Annotated in this window: 14 protein-coding genes and 1 pseudogene; 4 read left to right on the top strand and 11 right to left on the bottom strand. The window is 64.8% G+C overall.

Annotated features, from left to right (window positions below; translation table 11 throughout):
* Positions 1-93: 93 nt before the first annotated feature.
* From G4G28_RS03160 to G4G28_RS03135, 6 genes and pseudogenes are all read right to left on the bottom strand, one after another.
* A complete protein-coding gene (locus G4G28_RS03160) occupies positions 94-2,850 on the bottom strand; it encodes a DUF6531 domain-containing protein (RefSeq protein WP_182990814.1) in 2,757 nt (918 codons plus the stop codon).
* A gap of 163 nt (positions 2,851-3,013) precedes the next feature.
* A pseudogene (locus G4G28_RS03155) lies at positions 3,014-5,834 on the bottom strand (ATP-binding protein).
* Between the two features lie 6 nt (positions 5,835-5,840).
* Positions 5,841-6,539: a hypothetical protein gene (locus G4G28_RS03150; RefSeq protein ID WP_182990812.1), complete on the bottom strand. Its 699-nt coding sequence runs from the start codon at positions 6,537-6,539 to the stop codon at positions 5,841-5,843.
* A complete protein-coding gene (locus G4G28_RS03145) occupies positions 6,532-7,914 on the bottom strand; it encodes a hypothetical protein (RefSeq protein WP_183108029.1) in 1,383 nt (460 codons plus the stop codon). The genes G4G28_RS03150 and G4G28_RS03145 overlap by 8 nt, the downstream gene beginning before the upstream one ends.
* 277 nt (positions 7,915-8,191) lie before the next feature.
* Entirely contained in the window at positions 8,192-8,935 is a 744-nt protein-coding gene (locus G4G28_RS03140; RefSeq protein WP_183108028.1) for a DUF3108 domain-containing protein, read from the bottom strand.
* On the bottom strand, positions 8,935-9,777 hold the full coding sequence (locus G4G28_RS03135) for a DUF3108 domain-containing protein (RefSeq protein ID WP_229507869.1): 843 nt from the start codon (positions 9,775-9,777) through the stop codon (positions 8,935-8,937). The genes G4G28_RS03140 and G4G28_RS03135 overlap by 1 nt, the downstream gene beginning before the upstream one ends.
* Before the next feature lie 419 nt (positions 9,778-10,196).
* On the opposite strand from G4G28_RS03135, the gene G4G28_RS03130 reads away from it, so the two are divergent.
* The 4 genes from G4G28_RS03130 to G4G28_RS03115 all read left to right on the top strand — a co-directional run bounded on the left by G4G28_RS03130 (position 10,197) and on the right by G4G28_RS03115 (position 14,260).
* Positions 10,197-10,841 (top strand): PhaM family polyhydroxyalkanoate granule multifunctional regulatory protein, encoded by a 645-nt coding sequence (locus tag G4G28_RS03130; RefSeq protein ID WP_183108027.1) that lies wholly within the window; start codon positions 10,197-10,199, stop codon positions 10,839-10,841.
* Positions 10,842-10,972: 131 nt separating this feature from the next.
* On the top strand, positions 10,973-13,240 hold the full coding sequence (locus tag G4G28_RS03125) for a patatin-like phospholipase family protein (protein ID WP_183108026.1): 2,268 nt from the start codon (positions 10,973-10,975) through the stop codon (positions 13,238-13,240).
* Positions 13,198-13,527: a hypothetical protein gene (locus tag G4G28_RS03120; RefSeq protein ID WP_183108025.1), complete on the top strand. Its 330-nt coding sequence runs from the start codon at positions 13,198-13,200 to the stop codon at positions 13,525-13,527. Before G4G28_RS03125 ends, G4G28_RS03120 begins: the two co-directional genes overlap by 43 nt.
* Positions 13,427-14,260: a hypothetical protein gene (locus G4G28_RS03115; protein ID WP_183108024.1), complete on the top strand. Its 834-nt coding sequence runs from the start codon at positions 13,427-13,429 to the stop codon at positions 14,258-14,260. The genes G4G28_RS03120 and G4G28_RS03115 overlap by 101 nt, the downstream gene beginning before the upstream one ends.
* A gap of 175 nt (positions 14,261-14,435) precedes the next feature.
* Here the strand turns inward: G4G28_RS03115 and G4G28_RS03110 are convergent, their stop codons facing one another.
* The 5 genes from G4G28_RS03110 to G4G28_RS03095 form a co-directional block, all read right to left on the bottom strand.
* Complete coding sequence (locus G4G28_RS03110) at positions 14,436-16,058, bottom strand: tetratricopeptide repeat-containing response regulator (RefSeq protein ID WP_183108023.1); 1,623 nt, start codon at positions 16,056-16,058, stop codon at positions 14,436-14,438.
* A 139-nt stretch (positions 16,059-16,197) separates the two neighbouring features.
* The gene (locus G4G28_RS27900) at positions 16,198-16,419 is read right to left on the bottom strand and encodes a hypothetical protein (RefSeq protein WP_308601739.1); all 222 of its coding nucleotides are present in this window, start codon (positions 16,417-16,419) and stop codon (positions 16,198-16,200) included.
* A complete protein-coding gene (gene mnmC, locus G4G28_RS03105) occupies positions 16,365-17,879 on the bottom strand; it encodes an FAD-dependent 5-carboxymethylaminomethyl-2-thiouridine(34) oxidoreductase MnmC (RefSeq protein WP_308601737.1) in 1,515 nt (504 codons plus the stop codon). The genes G4G28_RS27900 and mnmC overlap by 55 nt, the downstream gene beginning before the upstream one ends.
* The gene (locus tag G4G28_RS03100) at positions 17,876-18,442 is read right to left on the bottom strand and encodes a DNA-3-methyladenine glycosylase I (RefSeq protein WP_182990807.1); all 567 of its coding nucleotides are present in this window, start codon (positions 18,440-18,442) and stop codon (positions 17,876-17,878) included. Before G4G28_RS03100 ends, mnmC begins: the two co-directional genes overlap by 4 nt.
* Positions 18,443-18,512: 70 nt before the next feature.
* Entirely contained in the window at positions 18,513-19,118 is a 606-nt protein-coding gene (locus tag G4G28_RS03095; RefSeq protein WP_183108022.1) for a hypothetical protein, read from the bottom strand.
* Positions 19,119-19,163: the final 45 nt, after the last annotated feature.

The following is a 19,163-nucleotide window of genomic DNA, read 5'->3' as shown; positions in this document are numbered from 1 at the left end:
CAGTGTTCTGGATTTGAGCACTCACCGAATTGGATGCCAGCAAGATAACGGCTGGCATATGTCGCCAGCATGTATTATCGGCCATGTTCGCGATCATTGCGTTCCCCCGGTAACTTGTTGCAAGCGATTCATTTTGTCGTATTGCCGACTAATTTTCCGAATCACCAATCCCTCTGCATCACTTACTTCTTCCTTAATCCGATTTCCCTTCAAATCAAGTGTGTAGTGAATCTTATTTCCTCGACTATCGGTCACATCTGTCAATCGGTGTGCGTCGTCATATTCGTAGCGAATATATGATTCATCCGGATTGACCACGGCCTTCAACTGCCCCACTCCATCGTATTCGTAACGCGTTACGTGCTTGACTCCCCCGGCCTCAACAGTTTTGGTTTCGAGCCAACCTCGCGGATGATATGTCAGATCGGTGGTCACCTTATTTGGCTCGATAATACGGCCAACCCTCCCATTTGCATCATAGTTCGATAACGTCGTTATCTGAGCGAGGGCGTTGGTTATTTTTTCCAAATTACCCTTCTGATCGTAATCATAAATGGTTGTGTATTTATTTGGATCGGTGGCCGTGGCAATTCTTCCTGCAGTATTATATGTGTAGTTCCACACTCGGAATTTCCCTAACAATACAGCGGAAAATTTTTTGCTCCCATCGCTATCGTCCGTCGCCTCTTGTCGCCTTGAAAGCAAGTTTCCTTGGTTATCGTAAGTGTTAATGGTGATACGTTTTGGCTCAGCTATCCTGACTGGCAAACGGAATTTAGGATGCCATTCGGTCGAGATCGTTCTAGGTGCCGTCGTTCCGTACGCTTCAATACGTACTTTCTCCAGGTTGCGGGTGAGGTTATATTGATAACTTGTTTTACCCCCATTCCAATCCTCAGTCTGTGAAACGTTGCCGTTGGCGTCGTACAGCCTGGACTTGAAAAGTCCACACCCCACACAGGAACCGCTTAACTTGGAATTCTTTACGTCATCCAGCACTCTCTTGTATGTGAGTGTACTCGTCACAGTGCTTGGAGCGTCCGGAGACCCGATATACTCAGTAACGGTTCGCCCCATGTTGCTGGAATAGGTGATCCTGACCTTGTCTACACCGTTTCCCAAATAGGAAGATGTAGCGCGACCCATGCAATCGTATTCCCAAGTGATATAACGCTGACCGTTCTCGTCAATAAGTCCAGTCAATGCATTGAGCGACACATCACCTGCCCCGGAAAAATCTCCTGAGGAACAGGACTGTCCACTATTGATTTTGGCCGATTCGTGATAAAAGTAAGTGCGACTTTTCTCGTCTGGAAAAGTAACTTTCGTTAGATTATTTGCTGAGCAGCTCGCGCCGCCGAAGCCAGGCCCCAAACATCCTCCGGATACCCCATCGTACTCATACAGGTAAGATTTTCCGTTCGGATCGATCACTTTTGTAATTCGGCCAGCCGGATCATGCTCGAACTGGATTTGCTGTCCCCACTGATCTGTTACGCAGAGCAGCCTCCCGCTGGGTAGAGTCTCACCGTCCTGCACGTGTGAGCAAACTGGGGCGTCAGCAGGCCACCTGGATATGGCAGTGTTATTCGTGTCACCGCTACTGTATGTCAAACTCTGTCGAGCACCTGCTCTCGAGCTAATCGAAATTAATTTACCGCCCGCATCGTAACGTTCAGTGAAGTCGCCAGGCGCTGCTGTGTAAGACCAGCCGACGATTGCCTTAGATGTGGAATCGTATAGAGGTGCAATACGGTCGTTTGTCGCAGCACCGCTTACCCATTCGCTATTTATCAGCTTGAAATAGGACCGCTTACCGTTGCCGCGCAAAATAGAGATAGCAGAAGGGTTGTTCGTGAATTTCGTGTAAAGGAATGGTTCACACCAAATGAATTCAGTATCCATACGTTGCCAACACTGCTTACCCCACGCATCCTCAGACGTTGGGGGGGGCTGCTCGTGCCGGAGCATAGCATCGTATCGAAAAACCCAATTGGCACCGAAACTATGCATGCCACGAGTTTCTTCGCTAAGAGGGGAACTGTTATATGTCCGTTTTACCTCGAGTCCGCCTGGAGCAACTGCCGCAAAATCCGTTTCCACGTGCCACATATTTCCCGTAGCGGGATCGATCGGTTCACCGAACTGTGGACCATCTTTACTATTGCAAACGTCGCAATCCGGTGGGCCGACGTTCGTTGGGACTACTTTTTGAACCTCAATGCATTGTTGCACATCGGCAAACCACCGTGCCGGTGGCTGGCATTCGCATTTAATCGTTGCGATATTTAGGACAAGTCCCTTTGAGCTAAAAGGGTATGAGAAATCGCCACCGCAGATTGCCCACCCGGCGGTAGCCGGGATGTCTACGCTCTGGACAGAGTACCACCAAAGGCAATCTAATTGCTCCTGGGCAACATAATCACTGTCAATTTCGCCAGTTGCATGCCATGGGACGACACGTGGGTTAGAATAACCTGGATCTGGCGCGGCTAACGCGTTATGCGCATTCATAGAACCAATACACGCTTCGGCATGCGAACCTACTTCAGTCCAAACTAATTCGTTCCGGCCGGGTTCGAAAAAGGCGTACCGTGGCTTCACCTCAGGCGGTTGAGATGGAAGTTGCGCCCAAGCACTGCCCTCACCAAAACAAAACATTATAAATATTCCACATAGGCATATCGGCCAAGAAAAGGCTCGCGACTTACCGGCAGGAAAAAATAGTTGTTTCAAATAAATTGTATAGTTTTTACCGTAAGGTGAGTAATTCTTCATTTTATTTTCCGAATTCACGAAGCAAGTTATCTTAACGTTTGCACAGAGGAAAAGAAACAAGCCAATTGTCAAATTTTCTTTTCCTCACCTAGACGTTTTGTAATCTGTCATGAATCGTTTATAAGCAATCCCCATTCGGTTATCTATGATCCATGCATAGATACCCACCGTGGGTAGATTGACTTCAAATCTCGAATACACGAACAAAAAAAAGGAGCCCATCGGGCTCCTTCCATCAAGCGGCTTTCGCCTCTTCCTTCCTTCGCTGCAGCACGAAAATCGGCTGCGCCCACTGCGTGTCCTTCTTCTTCTTGCTCGTGATGAGCGTCAGTTCCGAAGGATCGTAGACGTCGGTATTGTGCGTCAGCGGGGTCGTCATCAGGTACTGGGCGTCGGTATTCTTGAGGAACTCGCCGACCAGCTGGATGTTGCGGATGTCCAGGTGGGCGAAGGGTTCGTCGATGAAGACGAAGCCGCCGGAACCTTCTTCCGACTTCAGCAAGCCGATCAACAGCACCAGCGACTTCATCACCTGCTGGCCGCCGGAGGCCTCGCCGTCGTTCATGCCGATCTGGTCCTTGCCGTCAAACTTGAAGCGCACGTGCAGGCCGGCTTGCGCCAGTTGCACGTCGTCGTTCTCGAGGCGCACCGGGTCGGCCTGCACGTCGATACCCGCCAGAGCGCCCAATTCCTTGATGTTCTTCGAATAGGTCTTGATGGTATAGCGCAGGCGCTCGATGTAGGCGCCACGGGCGTTGCCGGTCGCTTCGATCGCACGGTTGTTCTGGTAGCGGCGCTCCTCGGTCTCCACCTGGCGGCCGGCCAGCTGGTCGTTCAGGCGTGCGTACTGGTCGATGACGGTGGCGTCCAGTTCCCAGTCGTCGCGCGCCAGGGCGTGCTCGAGCGAGGAAATGCGCAGGTTGACCTGGTGCGCGTTCTGTGCTGCGACACCAGCGCCGCGCGCCGTGCCGGACGGCGCCAGCTGGCCGGGATATTGCGCCAGCCGCGGCGCAGGGCCAGCAGCGCCTTCGCGTGTTCGGCACGCTGCTCGATCTGGCGGCGGTGGTTCAGGCGCAGGCCCGCTTCCGCTTCCGACAGCGCCATGCGCGCGTTCTGCCAGACCGTGTCGGCGCGGGTGCGTGCGACCGTCGCGTTTTTCGTCAGCGTCTGCAACTCGCCCAGGCGCGCGCCGACTTCGTGCGCTCGGCCTTCAGCGGCGCGATCGAACGGGTCGCTTCCTCGAATTCGGCCTGGCGTGCCGCCAGTTCCTTGGCCGCGTCCACACCGGCGATGCGCGCCTTCAGGGCGCCCACTTCCGCCGCGAGTTTGCTGATAGTGAGCGTCAGCGCGTCTTCCTTCGCTTCCAGCGCAGGGAGCGACTTCTGGATCGCCTCTAAACGCTGGGTCTTGCCCGCAGCGCCGAAACGGTAGCGCGAGGGTTCGACGAACAGCGAGCGGCCGCCGCGGCGTTCGCGGTGGTAGGCGTCCGGCGTGATCCACTCGTCGGTGCCCGACTTGAAGCCGGCGTCGACGGAATCGACACGGTCGATGCGTGCCAGCTGGTCGATCAGCCAGCCAGGGGCCGGTGCCGAGAAGTTCACCACCGACAGCAGGCTGTCGTCCTTCATTTTCGGCGCGTCGATGCAGTCCGGGACGATGAAGTGGCGATAGCGCTCCTTCTCCGCCAGACGGTAAGCCGCCGGCGCATCCTTCGCGCGCTCGAGCAGCACGACCGAGGCATAACCGCCCAGCACGCCCTCGACGGCGCCCTGCCATTTCGGGTCCGTCACTTCGACGATATCCGACAGCATCGCGTGCGGGATGCCCTCGTCGCGCAGCGCACGGCGCATCAGGCGCTGGGCTTCGGGCTCCGGCATCGCGCTCTTGCCCTGCAGGGCGGAGATGGTCGCCATTTCGCCGGCGATCTTCGCCGTGATGGCTTCGCGCGCGGCGCGCTGGCGTGCCAGTTCCGCTTCCTTTTCTTCCAACTGGGTCGCGACTTCGGCCAGGTCCGCGCCGGCCTCCGCCGCCAGCTTTTGCAAGCGCTCTTTTTGCTCGAGCAGGTTTTCGAGCGGCTTGAGTTTCTGGTTGACGGCGGTCAGGCGGCTCGCCAGGACAGTGCCTTCCTGCTCGAGCAGGGTTTCCTGCTGCTGCGCTTCGGTCAGCGCGCGCTGTTGCGCGGCCAGGGCCTGGCGCTTTTCGTTCAGGATGCTGTCGGCCTGCGCCATGGGCTTGCGCTGCTCGCGCAGGTTGCGGCTGATCGCCGCCGCCTTTTCGCGCGCCTCGTGGTACTCAAGGCTCGGCAGCACTTCTTCTTTCAGATCGCGGCGTTCCTTGTGCAGGTCTTCCCACTGATGGTAGTTCGCCACGCGCAGGCGCAGGCCTTCCAGGTTGATGCGCGAAGTTTCCAGTTCGGCCTCGAAGCGCTTCAGTTCCGTCTCGGTGTCGCGCTGGTGGCGCTTGGCTTCGTCGTAGGCATCCAGCACTTCCTTGTCGCCGAAGACCTGGAACACCAGGTCGAGCAGCTGGCGCGGCGCGTATTCGCACAGTTTATCGGTCTCGCCCTGCTCCAGCGCCAGCACCTTCGACATCGCCGGCGACAGGCCGGCCGAAGCCAGGCGCTTGCGATAGTTCTCGACGCCGAGCCAGTCGGTGGCCTCGGTCACTTCCTCGATCTCGACATTCCCGGGGCGCATCAGGTACTGGCGCTTCCAGTCGCCGCCGTTCTTCTGCACCTGGCAGAAGAGCGTGACTTCGTCGTCGGCGAAGAAGCCGGAATGGCGGAACGGGCGGTTCGACAGCTGGCGCCCGACCGGCTTGTTGTCGACCACGGCGCGCAGCCAGGCGCTCTGCTGGCCGGAGTGGCGCGCATAGTGTTTATAGGTGCGGCCCATCGAGCAGTCCAGCCCGAACAGGGTGCGCAGCGCATCGAGCAGGGTCGTCTTGCCGGAGCCGTTCTGGCCGGCGATGGTGATGATCTTGGCGTCGAGCGGGATGTTCTTGATCCGCTGCCAGTAATCCCAGTGGACCAGTTCGAGTGATTTAATGTGGAACATGCTGTCTCAGTTCGAAGTGTCTGTTGGCTCGAGGACTTCGGCGTCGTTAGCCGCGTCGACCTTGCGCGGCACTGCCGCCAGCGGTGCGCGCTTGAACACGTCCGACAGCGCGCCGTTGATGATGCGCTCCTTGAGCACGTCGGTGTCCATCATCAGGTCGAGCAAGGGGCCTTCCAGGATGACGTCGCCGCGGCGCTCGATGAAGCCGAGTTTACCCAGCACGCCCAGGTTCATGTCCATGCGCGTCTTCTTGCCCAGCTTGTCGCCGAAGTCCGACAGCAGCGCCGTGTAGGAAATGCCGATCGAGGCGTCTTCCGCGCGCGGGATCGGGTTGTCCTTGTCGAACAAATCGTTCTGGTCGTCCGCCACCGTGGTGTGGGTTTCCTGGCGCTCGCGCTTGGGCAGGATGATCTGCGCCCACAGCACCACCAGCAAGGCCACGCCGTCGCGCGTCAGGCCGAAATTATTGTTTTGCCAGATGTCCTTGGCGCCGAAAATCTTCGGTTCGACATTGCGGTGCAGCGCGATGGTGACGTGGTCGGCATAGACGTTGTCGAGCAATTTGAGGCCGGATTCGAGCAGGCGCTTGTCGACTTCGGCGCGGAACTGCTCGTCCGACAGCGCGCGCTTGACCATCTTGTCGTCGCGGCGCAGGGTCTGGTGCGTCAGCAGCCGCGCAATCAGGATTTGTGCATCGTCATTCATGGGGCGTGCCGCTATCTAAATCTAGTGAAAGGGTTGCAAAGGACATGGCCGCCACTTCCGGATCGTCCAATTGAATCAGTTCGTCGCGTGCTTCGAAGCGGATCGGCAGGCGCGCCAGTTCGGCCGTGGCACCCTGCAGGCTGGCCTCGGCGGCGTCGCCCAGCAGCGGCAAGAGCGAGGCGCGGTAGGACGCGACGGCGAAGCCGGCCGGCAGCAGCGACTCGTGCAGCTGCACTTTTTTGGGGCCGGTCTCCGAGAATTCCGGGAAGTTGCCGAGGTTGGCGAAGTCGGCCAGCTTGTTGATCCAGTCGTCGAGTTCCGCCTGCATGGCCGGGTTGTCGTTGACCGTGAGCGGCGCATCGGCACCGCTCGGCAGACCCCTGGGCCCGGCGACGACCACCCGTTCCGTCAGCAGTTCGGTCTCGGCGACGTCGATCATCTCGGCCGGCGTGCCGAACAGCGGCACCACCGGACGGTCGATCGCACCGGCGGCGAGGCTGGCCAGGTCTTCGTGCGCCAGCAGCCAGCGTTTCACGTCGGTGGTCGACAGGCCCGACTGGCCCAGGTGTACGCGCTGGCGTTCGATCTGGTTCAACGCACGAGAAAACATGCCTTGCATGTTCAAGAGCGCACTCTGGGCGCGGCCGATCGCCTGGGCCGCCTTGTGGGTGGCCGAATCGGCGCGTTCGTCGGAGGTGATCGCGCGCAGGATCACGGAGCCCTTCTCGACCCAGTCGCAGGCCATGTGCCACTTTGCCTGCGAGGTGCGCAGCTTGAATTCGGAACCGGAGGCGATCGCATCGCGGAATTCCTCGGTGAGTTCCACCAGGCGGCCCAGCAGGTGCCGCAACTGTTCGACGGTGACGCCGCCGACCGCCTGGGCGCCGGCCACCTGCGACAGCAGGAAGCCCATCTCGGCATCGTCTTCCTCGGGTTTGGCCAGCGCGATCAGGGTGTCCAGCGCCGAGAGCACGTTGCGCGCCAGCGGCGTGATGCGGTACACGGCCGAGGGCGCGTCCCAGGCCAGCAAGCCGTGTGAGCGCAGGCGATTGAGCACCGTTTCCAGGCTTTCCGGGATCAGGTAGGCCAGCTTCTGGTTGATGTCCGCGCGCGAAAAGGCGGAACTGGCCGTGTCGGCCGCCAGCTCGCGCAGCACCAGCAGGCGCACCAGCACGCCGTCCTGGCTGCCGTGGAACAGCGCCGAGAAGGCGGACAGCATCGGTTGCGCACGCTTGAGGTGGAAAACCTGCTCGATTTCGTCCGGAGCGATGCCATTCTGGAAATGCGCGGCGAGCGGATCGAGGGTGTCGATCTCGTCCTGCGCCACTCCATGGGGTTCCGCGGCGAGGGCCGCGCCTGCCTGTATGTCGATCATGTGGGATACCAGTTTCGCGAATGCGCAAAAATCCGGCAGCTTGTCGGCCGCCCGGCGTTTTTCGCGGGGGCGCCAGTATAACAGTTAAGGAAGGGCAACTAGCAGCGGAAAGCGGCCCGGGCTGGGCGGGTTGGCGAGAATGACACAGTCCCCAGGTTGAACGCGCTCAGCCCACGAGGATCAGGCCGGGTCGAGCGTCAACGCCAGCGCCGCGTAGGCACGGGGCGCCCACCCTACGGTCCGCGGCGCGGGTGGGCGGTGCCTGAGCCCGGGACGCTCACTTGCGCGTAATCTTCGTCACCGTCTGCTCGATCGTCTCGCGCTCGTCGTCGCGGAAGCGCAATTTCACCGGGTACCACTCCTGGCCAGGTGCCAGCCAGATGTCGACGCCCTCGCTTTTCCCCTCGGCGCGCGGCTGGCGCGTGACCAGCAGGGTGTCGAGCGCGCCCATCGCCGTCTGGATTTTCTCGCGCTTGACGACCTTGAAGGTCCAGGGCTCGGCATCGCGGCGGCCGGCGACAATGAAAGTCCATTCGCTGCCCGGCTTGAAACGGGTGGCGCCGGCGGCGCGTGCCACCGAAGCGAGCTGCCAGGTCACCGAGGCGCGGTCCTGCTCGCCGCCCTTCATGGTGTACTGCTCCTTGCCCTCGGTAAAGGCGATGGTCTTGCCTTCGCGGTCGAAGCTCGTGGTGGTGGCTTCCTTGCGGTAGCGCTTTTCGTAGAACTCGCTTGGGGCCAGACCGTAAGCGTCGATCGTGCCGTGGCTGCGGTATTCGGTCAGTTTGCCGAGCAGGGAGACGCTGGCCTCGACGTTGACGTCGTACTTGCCCTCGTCCGCGCGCCAGGCGATCTGCGCGTCGCCCTTCAGGCCGAAGCCGCGCTGCTGGGCCGTCAATTCATAGGCCAGGTCGGCCGATGGCGGCAGCTCGACCGCATGTTTGGCGGGCGCGGCAAGCGCCAGGCCCAGGTTGAGGGCCAGCGCGGCAAGCAGCCCGGTCCGCATCCAAAAATTGCTTCGCATTATCGTTTTCCGTTATCGGTGAGGGCTATATTATTCACGGTTTGCGTGGTCACTGCACCGTTGGACTCGGTATTGCGAATCTGCACCGGATACCAGCCCTTGTCCGGTGCCAGCCAGACGTCCAGCCTCGAGCGGTAGGAGCCTTCTTTCGGCGGACGCGACAGGTGTACGGTCTGCAGGCGGCCGAGTTTGGTATCGATCTCCTCCTTGCCGACCACGACGAAGCGGAACACGACCGCGTCGCGGTCTTCGCCCACCTGGATATCGATGTCGCCGTTCAGTTGCGTAGGGTCGCCCCGGGCGATCGCCGCCAACTGCAGCGGCACGCTGGCCTTGTCCTGAGCGCCGGCCGTCAAGGGCACGTTCTTCTGCGAGGAAGAAAAAGTGATCTTGTTGCTGCCCCAGTCGAAATGCGTGGCCGTCAGTGCCCGGCCGCGGCGCTTTTCCGTCATCCTGACCGGCGCAAACCCGGTGGCGCCAAGCGCCCCTTCGCTGGTCAGCACCGCGAGATTGACGCGCGTAAATACGATGCGGATGCCGGCTTCGAAATCGATGCGGTAGCGGTCGTCGTTGAAAGTCCAGGCAAGTTGCGCTTCGCCGCTCCAGCGGGTGCCGTCGGCGTCGACCCGGGCGACGTCCAGCGTCACCCTGGCCGGCGGCGGCACGTCGACCTTGTAGCGGCGCGGCTCGGGCACAGGCGGCGTGGGTGCTGCCTCGGGTGCGGCGGGCTCGGCAGCGGCAAGGGCCGTGGACTCGGGTGGCGGGTTGCCCTCGCCGGCGCCGCCCTGGCCCGGCTCGACCGCGGGCGCGACGGCGTCGTCCACAAGTGGGAGGCGCGGCATCAATCGGCGCCAGCTCCGGCAAGGGCGGCGGCGGTGGCGGCTTGGGCAGCGGCAGCGGCACTGCAGCCGGCGGCGGCGTGGGCGTAGGCAGCACGCGCACCTGCACCAGGTCCATCCCGGGCATGGCAGCCGGCATGCGCGGCAGCCCGACCTGGCCCATGAACGAAAACAGCAGTGCGTGCAGCACCACGATCAGCGTTCCGAGGAGGACGGGGCGGCGCCGGCTTGCGATGTAGGAAACAATACCCATGACGACTAGTGTAACCGCCCGCGTCCGGGCTTGCTGTCCGGCAGTCTGTTCCATGCCTTTGTACGCGTGTTATTTATCTGCTACGCTAGGAGCCCTCATGAAGCCCATGGCCTGCGGACTTTGCCAGGCGCTTCCCATCACACCAACACGACCACTATCGGAGACCACCATGCTCAAACCTCCCTCGCAGAACGTTCCCGGCATGACAGATACGCTCGAGTTCGTGAAGAATTTGTGGGGCGGCATGGGCGTGCCCGGGGTCGGCATGTCGGGAATGGGATCCTCCAGCCTTGGCGTGCCCAGCATGTCCACCGAGGACCTCGACAAGCGCATCGCCGACCTGAAGGCCGTCGAAAGCTGGCTCAACCTGAATCTGTCGATGCTGCGCACCTCGATCCAGGCACTCGAAGTGCAGCGCGGCACCCTTGCCGCCTTGAAATCGATGAGCGACAGCATGGCCCAGGCCATGAGCAAACCAGGCGAGCAGACCGCGTCCCTGCCGCCCTTCGCCGCTTTCTTCGGTGCGAATGGCGCCCCGGGGCGGTACCGGCGCCGCGGCAGCCCAGCCCGGGGCCGATGCGCCCGCGCCCGACGCGGCGATGCCGGCTGCAGTTGCGTGGTGGAACATGTTGCAGGACCAGTTCCGCCAGGCGGTGAGCAGCGCGATGCCCGCCGACGGCACGGCCGGCAACCAGGCGGCCCAGGCCGGGGCGCGCCCGACCCGGCGCCGCGCGCCACCACGGGTGGCGATGTCGGCGGCACGCCAGGCACCTCGGCACCGAAACCAGGGCGCACGAAAGCCGACAAACCTTAATCATCCGGCACTTAATCGGTCTTGCCGCGCCCGTCATTTGATTTGACGGGCATCACACCGCTATCCGCCGTGCTGAACTTGACAGCGCGGCCCGGACCTCCCGCCGCCGCGTTCTCACGTTGGAGGCCGGCATGTCCGCCACTGATCAGTTCCACAACCTTCCCCGCGATTTTTCCTACCTGTCGGCCGAGCAAGTCGCCGACCTGCGCCGCAAGCTCGAGAGTGCCGGTTGTCCGGTGCCGCCGCGCGCCCACACGCTCGACGAACTGGGCAGCGCCATTGCCGCCTTCCGCAAGCAGCAGGACATCGACACGACCGGTCCGCTCGACGAAGCCACCTGGCGCCGCCTGAACGCGCACAGCGGCAGCGTATTCAGCGAAGTGTTCCAGAACGAGCTCGACCTGCTGCGCCCCGCCGTCGCGCCTGGCAGCGCGGACGATGTACACCCCGCCTGCACGGGCGAACTGCTGGGACGGGCGCATGGCGCCCAGCTGGCCGGACTGGACCTGTCCGGCGGCGGCGTGCGCTCGGCCACCTTCAACCTCGGCGCCCTGCAGGCGCTGGCCGAAGCGCGCCTGCTGCGCGACTTCGATTACCTGTCGACGGTGTCGGGAGGCGGCTTCATCGGCGGCTGGCTGTCGAAATGCATCCGCGAGCGGCGCGGCGACGTGGCCGCCGTCGAGGCCCTGCTCACGCCCGGCGCGGCCGGCCAGGCGGTGGCGGCCGAGCCGGTCGAGATCCAGTTCCTGCGCCAGTACAGCAATTACCTGTCGCCCCGCAGCGGCACCTTCAGCGCCGATACCTGGACCCTGATCGGCACCTATGTGCGCAATACCTGCCTGAACCTGGCGATGCTGGTGGCCTGGCTGTGCGCGCTGCTGCTCCTGCCCCGCTTCGCCGTCTGGGCCGTGCACCGGGTCATTGGGCCGCGAGCGCCCCGGGCCACCTGGTCGGACGCCATCTGGCTGGCCGGCACGCTGCTGTTCCTGTTCGCCGTGTTCTGCATCGCCCTCTCCATTTCGAGCAAGCCGGAAAGCTCGCGCGGGCTGCGCCGCTTTCCGCTGCAGCAGGGGGGGCGGTGCTACGCTACGTCAACCTGCCGCTGCTGGCGGCCGGTTTCCCTCGTGAGTATCGGCCTGTGGCGCCATGGCGGCGTGGTGCCGGCCGTCTGGGAAGTGGGGCTGCCGGCGCGCTTCCAGGGCTGGGGGGCCTGGCTGCTGGTGCCGGGACTGGTCTACTTCATTGTCTGGGCCAGCGGCTGGTACCTGGCGCACGACCGCACCAGCCCGTATCGCGCCGCCGGCTACGTCATCTGCGGCGCCGGCGCGGCGGCCGTCGCCGCCATGTCGCTGTCGGCCGCGCTGGAATTCGCCGCCGGCGCGGTCGCCCACTTCGTGCCGATCGACGTCGCCCAGCTGCTGGCCTGGCGCGTTTTTCCCGGGCTGTGCGCCGTGCTGCTGCTCCATGGCCTGGGACTGGCGCTGGAACAGAAATTGCGCCGCCACCGGCCGATCCCGGACATCTCGCGCGCCGAACTGCTCGAAGGCCTGGGCCACTTCCTGTGCGCGATCGGCGCGCTCGCGGCCGGTACCCTGCTGCTGCTGGCCGGCCTGGCGCTGCTGCCCAATCCCGCCGCGCATCCGATTCTGAACAACGCCATCGCGCTGGGCAGCTTCGGCATGCCGCTGATGACGACGCTGTTCTCGGTGACGATGACGCTGATGATCGGCCTGATCGGCTCCCTGTACAGCGACGCCAGCCGCGAGTGGTGGAGCCGCCAGGGCGCCTGGTCGACGATCTTCTCGCTGGGCTGGGTGGCCATGTTCGGCATCGCCTTCTTCTGCGCACCGCTCCTGCACTGGGCCTGGCTGACCTATGAACCGATCGCCAACGCCGGCACCGCGCTCGGCTGGCTGGTGATGACCTGGATCGGCCTGAAGGCCGGCAGCGGAAGCGCCACCGGCTCGCGCGACGGCAACTGCGCCAAGCGCGAAATCGTCGCGCGCCTGGCGCCCTACTTTTCACGATCGGTATCTTCGCGCTGCTATCGAGCCTGGTGCAGGCGGTGGTGGCGCTGCCAGAGGTGCGCTGCCCGGCACCGGTGTCGCTCCCCTGCGTCTACGCGGCGCACGCAAACGCCACCCTGGCCACCGATGGCGGCACCCTGCTCATCGCGTTCGGCTGCTTCCTGGGCGCGGCGCTGCTGCTGGGCTGGCGCGTCGACATCAACAAGTTCTCGCTCTACATGCTGTACCGGAACCGACTGGTGCGCGCCTATTTCGGCGCCAGCAGCGCCGCGCGCAAGCCGCATCCGTTCACCGGCTTCGACCCGGAAGACGACCCGCAGCTGGCCGACATGGCCGACCAGCGCCCCTACCACATCGTCAACACGGCGCTGAACCTGGTCAGCGGCGAAGAACTCGCGTGGCAGACCCGCAAGGCCGCCTCGTTCGCCTTCACGCCACGCTTCTGCGGCTTCGAGATGCCGCTGATGCCGGCGCAAGGGGGGCGACGCCCGGCGTGGCATCTACCGGCCCACGCGCGAATACGCGTCGAAGTCGGGCGCCGGCGACGACGACGCCACCGTGCGCCTCGGCATGGCGGTGGCCCTGTCCGGCGCCGCGGCCAGTCCGAACATGGGCACGCACTCGTCGCCGCCGCTGAACTTCCTGATGACGATGTTTAACGTGCGCCTCGGGCGCTGGTGCCCGAACCCGCGCAAGGCCACCTGGACCCACTCCTCGCCCGGCATCGGCCTGTTCAGCCTCATCGCCGAGCTGTTCGGCATGACCAACGCCGACGCCAACTACGTCTACCTGTCCGACGGCGGCCACTTCGAGAACCTGGGCATCTACGAACTGGTGCGGCGGCGCTGCCGCCTGGTCGTCGCGGTCGATGTCGCCAGCGACAAGGAGATGGCTTTCGAGGACCTGGGCAATGCGATCCGCAAGTGCGCGACCGACCTGCATGTGAGCATCGAGATCGATGTCTCGAAGATGGACCTGGTGAAGGACACGGGCCTGTGCGGCGCCAGCTGCGCCGTGGGCGCGATCCGCTACAGCCACGTCGATCCGATCGGGGTCGACGGCACCCTCCTGTACATCAAGCCGGCGATCGTCGGCTCCGAGAACGCCGACGTCCTGAATTATCGGAAGGCGAATCCCGCCTACCCGCACCAGAGCACGGCCGACCAGTGGTTCGACGAGGCGCAGTTCGAGAGCTACCGCGCGCTCGGCTACCACATCACGAAAGCAGCGCTGGCAGGGGCGGCGGGTGCATCGGAGATGGCGGGCGGCGGGCACGATATCGCGGCCCTGTGCGCGCATCTGATGCGGCCGCATGGGCTGGCGCTGGCGGAATCGACATCCGGCCGAGCCCCGTCGAGCGAAGCCGCATGCGGTAACGAACTGCCCTTGTAGGGTGGGCACCCCGTGCCCACGCGGTACGCACTGTGCTTTCGACCCGCAGCGGCAAGGCGTCGGCACTCGCGTCCAGGCATCCGGCGAACAGGCGCGAACGAATCAGGCGTGCGTTGAACGCGTGGACGGCGCTACCGTCGCGACCATGCGGGTCGACGAGGTGCAGCCGTCCACCCTACGCCGTTGTGTCGACCTCAAGCGCCTCAGGCCGCGGCGCCAGCGCCGCCAGCTGCTCCATCAATTGCGCAAAACGCGGCTGCCCCGGCTGCAAGCGGTCGACGTGCATCAGCACCGCATGCGCTTCGTCCGCCAGCGCGGCGTCAAAGCCCTGCTCGCGCAGCTGCGATACCAGCACCTGGGCGGCGTTGAACAGGATGCGCTGGTTGTTCGGCAGGCGCGCGCGGGCCTTGCGCATCCACGCGACGGCTTCACCGAGCTTGCCCGTTTTCCAGAGCAGCACGCCGCCGTTCATCAGGTCCGCCGCTTCCTTCTTCGCTTCCCGGATCAGTTCACCACCCTCGTCGCCCATGCGCGCTTGCTCGAAGATGGCCTGCACCTCTTCCAGCAAGCTGGCGTTGTCGTGGTTGTTGCGGGTGAGGTAGCACAGCAGCTCGACCGGCGCGTCCTTGACGCCGACCGCGAACAGCAGGGTCGCCATCTCCAGGCAGGTCGGCACGTCGGGCCGCTCCTCGCTCGAGGCCAGCAGCGCTTCGAGTTCGTCGCCGGCCTTGCGCGCGTGGCGGTAGTCGCCGCTTTCGTGATAGACCAGCCCCTCGGTGATCTTGGCGCGCAGGGCCAGGTCCGGATGGGCTTCTCCGAACTCGCGCAGCGCACCCTGTAGCAGCACGACCGCTTCCTTCGGATCGTTCTTCAGCCCGCATACGCGCGCCAGGCCAAGATAGGCGTCGGGCGAGCGGAGCACCGACCAGGCGCCGATGGCGATGCATTTGCGGAAGGCCCTCTCTGCCAGCGCGACATTGCCGAGTTTGAGACCGAGTGTGCCCAGCTTGCGCTGACGCGGCACCGAGTTTGGCGACAGTTTCGCCGCCCGTTCGAGGATGGCGCAGGCCTCTTCCAGCTTGCCCATGGCGGCGTAGACCTGCGCCAGCTGGTCGTAGGCATCGATGTAGTAGCGGTTCTCCGCGATCACGCCCTGGAACATCTGGCGCGCCGCTTCCAGGTCGCCATTGGCCATGCGGATCTTCGCCAGGCCGACGCGCGCCCATTGATATTCACGCTGGGCCAGCACGCGTTCGTAGCACGCGCGCGCGCGTTCCGGCTCGCCGCTCTTTTCCATCAGGCGCGCCTGCATGCGCAGCAGGTCGATCTCGTGCACGCGGTGACCGCCGTCCTGCCCGTCGATCTGCTCCTGGCACAGACGCGCCGCGCGCAGGTAATCCTTCTCGGCGCAGGCCTGGTCGATCGGGCGGAAGATCTGCTTGCGCTGCCAGGCGCGGTTCAGGCGCGTGAGCAGCACGCCCTCGGTGATCGGTTTGACCAGGTAGGCGTCCGGCTGGTGCTCGGCCGCGCCCATTACCGACTCGACGCTCTTCTCGGCCGAGACCATCATCCACACGGAGGACGGCAGCAGCAGGTTGCGCACGCGCGCTTCTTCGAGCACCTGCTGGCCATTCTTGCCTTCGCCCAGGTTGAAGTCGCACAGCACGACGTCGTAGCGGGTCCTGGCCAGCAGGGCGATGGCTTCGCCGCCGCTGGCGGCCTGGTCGATGTTCTTCGCGCCCAGGCTGCGCAGGGCCTCGCGCAGCAGCTGGCGCACGCCGGCGACATCGTCGGCCACCGGTAGTGCTTGCCGGCCCAGTCCGGGGATGAGGCGTGTCGTCCATGCGACGGCGCCCTCCACTGGCGCAAAAAAGTTGCCGTACGCCAATTATACGCAGATAGAGGCCGGGGTGCGCCTTGCGCCAGCGCATCTTCGCTTATTCGAGGGCGCCACTCCCCATTTGGGCAGCCGGCCCGCGCCGATTGCGGCGCGCACGCAACACGAAACGGGCCGGGTCGAGCGCATCGACCAGCGCGGCCTCCAGCGGCAGCGGTTCGTTCTCGAGGCGCGCCGCCAGCAATTCCGCGCACAGCGGCGCCCAGATCAGCCCGCGCGAGGCGTAGCCGAGCAGACCGTACAAGCCGGGATGGCGCGGCACGTCGCGCAGGCGTTCGGTGCCGCCCGGGCCGCGACATCGGGCAGCGCGCCGACCAGCGGCAGGCGGTCGGGGGCAACGCTGCGAAAGCCGACCCGGCCTGCCAGTGGCGCGTCCGCCGCCACATCGGGATCGGATACCAGCACGCGCAGGCGCGCCACATTCTCCTGCTGGCTGGTTGCGCGCAAGTCGGGGTCGGCGTCGCTGTCATAGGTGGCGCCGGCGCAGGCGATGCCGCCGGCGGCAGGGGTCAGGTAGGCTTCGCGGCAGAGAACGAAGGGCAGGCGTGGCAGCGTGGCGGCGTCGAGGTGGGTGACCTGGCCCCTCAGCGCGGCCAGCGGCAGGGATTGCGCCTGCGCCAGGCGCACGGACTCCGCCCCGCCGGCCAGCACCACCGTCGCGGCGCTGGCGACGATGTCGCCGCCGGCGCCACGAACGGTCCAGGCCTCGCCATCGCGCGCCAGGCTGACCTCGCCGACACCGAAGCGGCGCGTCAGCCGCGTACCGCAGGCGTCCAGCATGGCCTCGCACACGCTGCCGGGACGGGCCCAGCCGCCCTGGCGAAACAGCCAGGCGCCCAGCGGCGCGGGCAGGCCCAGCAGCGCCCCGGCCTGCGGCGCTTCCAGCCATTCGGCAAACTCCGGCGGCAGCGTGCCATCGGCGGCGATCGCGCGCGAAGCCTCGGCGTGGTCGCCGTCGCGCGCCAGCTGCAGCACGCCGCAGGCGGCGCCTTCGATCGCGCGGCCGATGCCGCCGATTGTCTCCCAGTAGCGCAGCGCGTACAGGTAGGCGGCGCGCGTGAGCCGCGTCGGGATATTGTCGTCCTTCGACAAGATCGGCATGAAGATGCCTGCGAGGTTGCCCGAGGCGCCCCGGGCCGGCCCCGCATGGCGCTCGACCAGCGTCACCTGCCAGCCGCGTGCGCACAGCTTGTGCGCCGCCGCGCAGCCGGCCAGCCCGGCGCCGATGACGATGGCGTGGCGCGCCGGCACGGGGTCCAGCGGCAGGCGCGGCTTGCGGCTGGCGAAGCGCGCGCGGGCTTCTGTCCCGCTGCCGCCCTCGAACACGAAACCCTGCGCCGCCAGCGCCGCGCGCTGCTCCGCGTCCAGCCCCTCGGCCGACAAACGGGCATCGGCCGCCACCAGGCGCGCCAGGCCGCGCGCGAAGGCGCCGCCCTGCCCGCGCACGTCACGCAGCTGGACGTAATCGATGCGGGCCGACAGCTGGGCCAGCGCCTCCTCGAGCGGTGCGCACACCAGATCGAAGGTGACGGCCGCATCGACCTGCGGGATGCGGTGGAAACCCGGCAGCAGCCCGGTAGCGAGGGCGACGATGTGCAGGCGTGCCGGCCGTGCCGGATCGGCGCGCCAGGCGGCAATCAAGGCTGCCACCGCACCCGGCTCGTGGCGCGTGTCGAACACGGTATAGCGTTCGCGTCCCTGCCAGCAGTCTGCCGGGTTCACGCCGCTCCCTGATGGCGGAAACAGCCGGGATCGTGGTCGTCGACCATGCCGATGCCCTGCATGTAGGCATACACGATGGTCGAGCCGACGAACTTGAAGCCGCGTTTGCTCAAATCCTTGGACAAGCGGTCCGACAGCGCCGTTTTTGCCGGCCGCAGGCCATCAGGCCAGTGACCGACCAGCGGCTTGCCGTCGACGTAGGCCCACAGGAAGTCGTCGAGCGTGCGGCCCTCGTCGCGCAGCGCCAGATAGGCACGCGCATTGCCGATGGCGGCAGCCACCTTCAGGCGGTTGCGCACGATGCCGGGATTGGCCAGCAATTGCGCCACCTTGGCCTCGTCGTAGCGGGCGATCTTTTCCGCGTCCCAGCCATCGAAGGCGGCACGGTAGCTCTCGCGCTTGTTGAGGATGGTTTCCCAGGACAGGCCGGCCTGTGCCCCTTCAAGGTTGAGCATCTCGAACAGGCGCAACTCGTCGTGGCAGGGCACGCCCCACTCATGGTCGTGGTAGTCGAGGTAGCGGGGATTGGCCGGGTTGGCCCAGCGGCAGCGTGGCGTCGTCATGGGTCAAGTATACCTGCGCAGCGGCGTCACATCGTCAGCCGCCAGCCCGGCTCCTCCTTTATCGGCACGCTTACTCGACGCGCACCGGATCGCCGTCGGTGGCCCTGCGTGCCTGCGTGTCCGCGTGCCGCTTGCCCTTGCGGGCCGAACGCGCCTTCGTCGCTGGCTCCGAGATGGGCAGGTACACCCCCATCAATACAGGCGGCATCATTTCGGGCACGAGCGAGACTTCCACCACGGAGGGATGGGGCCTGGCGCGGCCCGGCGGCAAGGGCGCCACATGCGCGACGGCCACCGCAACCGCCGCCGCCGCGGCCACGCCCGCAGCGCCCGCCGCCGTTCGTGGCAGCGTACGCATGGCGCGGTGCAGCCGGACGCGCGGGCTCGTGCTGCAATCGCTCGTCATCACGCTGCCGTCGCTGCGGCGGTAGAAACGCACGCACAGCTGGCCGTCGACATCCCCGGCCAGCAGCGCGGCCGCTTCCGCCTGCGGCAGCGCGGACAGGTTGTACACGTTCTTCCTGCACAGCCCGCAGTGCCGCACCCGTTCGTCGCCCTCCATGGCGTCCCACGACTCCGTGCAGGGAACGGGAATCTCGAGGTGGGGCAACGGGGGCGTGTTCGGATCGGGGGTACGGCCGGCGGTCATGGCGAGCTCCTGGTCAAGGAAAATCATCCGCACAGGCAAGATGGCCGTATGGACAAGCCATCATAGCGCGGG

Origin of the sequence: Massilia sp. Dwa41.01b, from assembly GCF_014171775.1 — a bacterium.
Classification (GTDB): Bacteria; Pseudomonadota; Gammaproteobacteria; order Burkholderiales; family Burkholderiaceae_D; genus Telluria.
Note: the sequence above shows the minus strand (reverse complement) of the source record. Positions and strands in the feature narration are given on the sequence as shown.

Coding starts and splice junctions, on each gene's coding strand:
- G4G28_RS03150 (WP_182990812.1), bottom strand. CDS start 6,539: ATGAATGACGATGCACAAATCCTGATTGCGCGGCTGCTGACGCACCAG.
- G4G28_RS03145 (WP_183108029.1), bottom strand. CDS start 7,914: ATGATCGACATACAGGCAGGCGCGGCCCTCGCCGCGGAACCCCATGGA.
- G4G28_RS03140 (WP_183108028.1), bottom strand. CDS start 8,935: ATGCGAAGCAATTTTTGGATGCGGACCGGGCTGCTTGCCGCGCTGGCC.
- G4G28_RS03135 (WP_229507869.1), bottom strand. CDS start 9,777: ATGCCGCGCCTCCCACTTGTGGACGACGCCGTCGCGCCCGCGGTCGAG.
- G4G28_RS03130 (WP_183108027.1), top strand. CDS start 10,197: ATGCTCAAACCTCCCTCGCAGAACGTTCCCGGCATGACAGATACGCTC.
- G4G28_RS03125 (WP_183108026.1), top strand. CDS start 10,973: ATGTCCGCCACTGATCAGTTCCACAACCTTCCCCGCGATTTTTCCTAC.
- G4G28_RS03120 (WP_183108025.1), top strand. CDS start 13,198: ATGGCCGACCAGCGCCCCTACCACATCGTCAACACGGCGCTGAACCTG.
- G4G28_RS03100 (WP_182990807.1), bottom strand. CDS start 18,442: ATGACGACGCCACGCTGCCGCTGGGCCAACCCGGCCAATCCCCGCTAC.
- G4G28_RS03095 (WP_183108022.1), bottom strand. CDS start 19,118: ATGATTTTCCTTGACCAGGAGCTCGCCATGACCGCCGGCCGTACCCCC.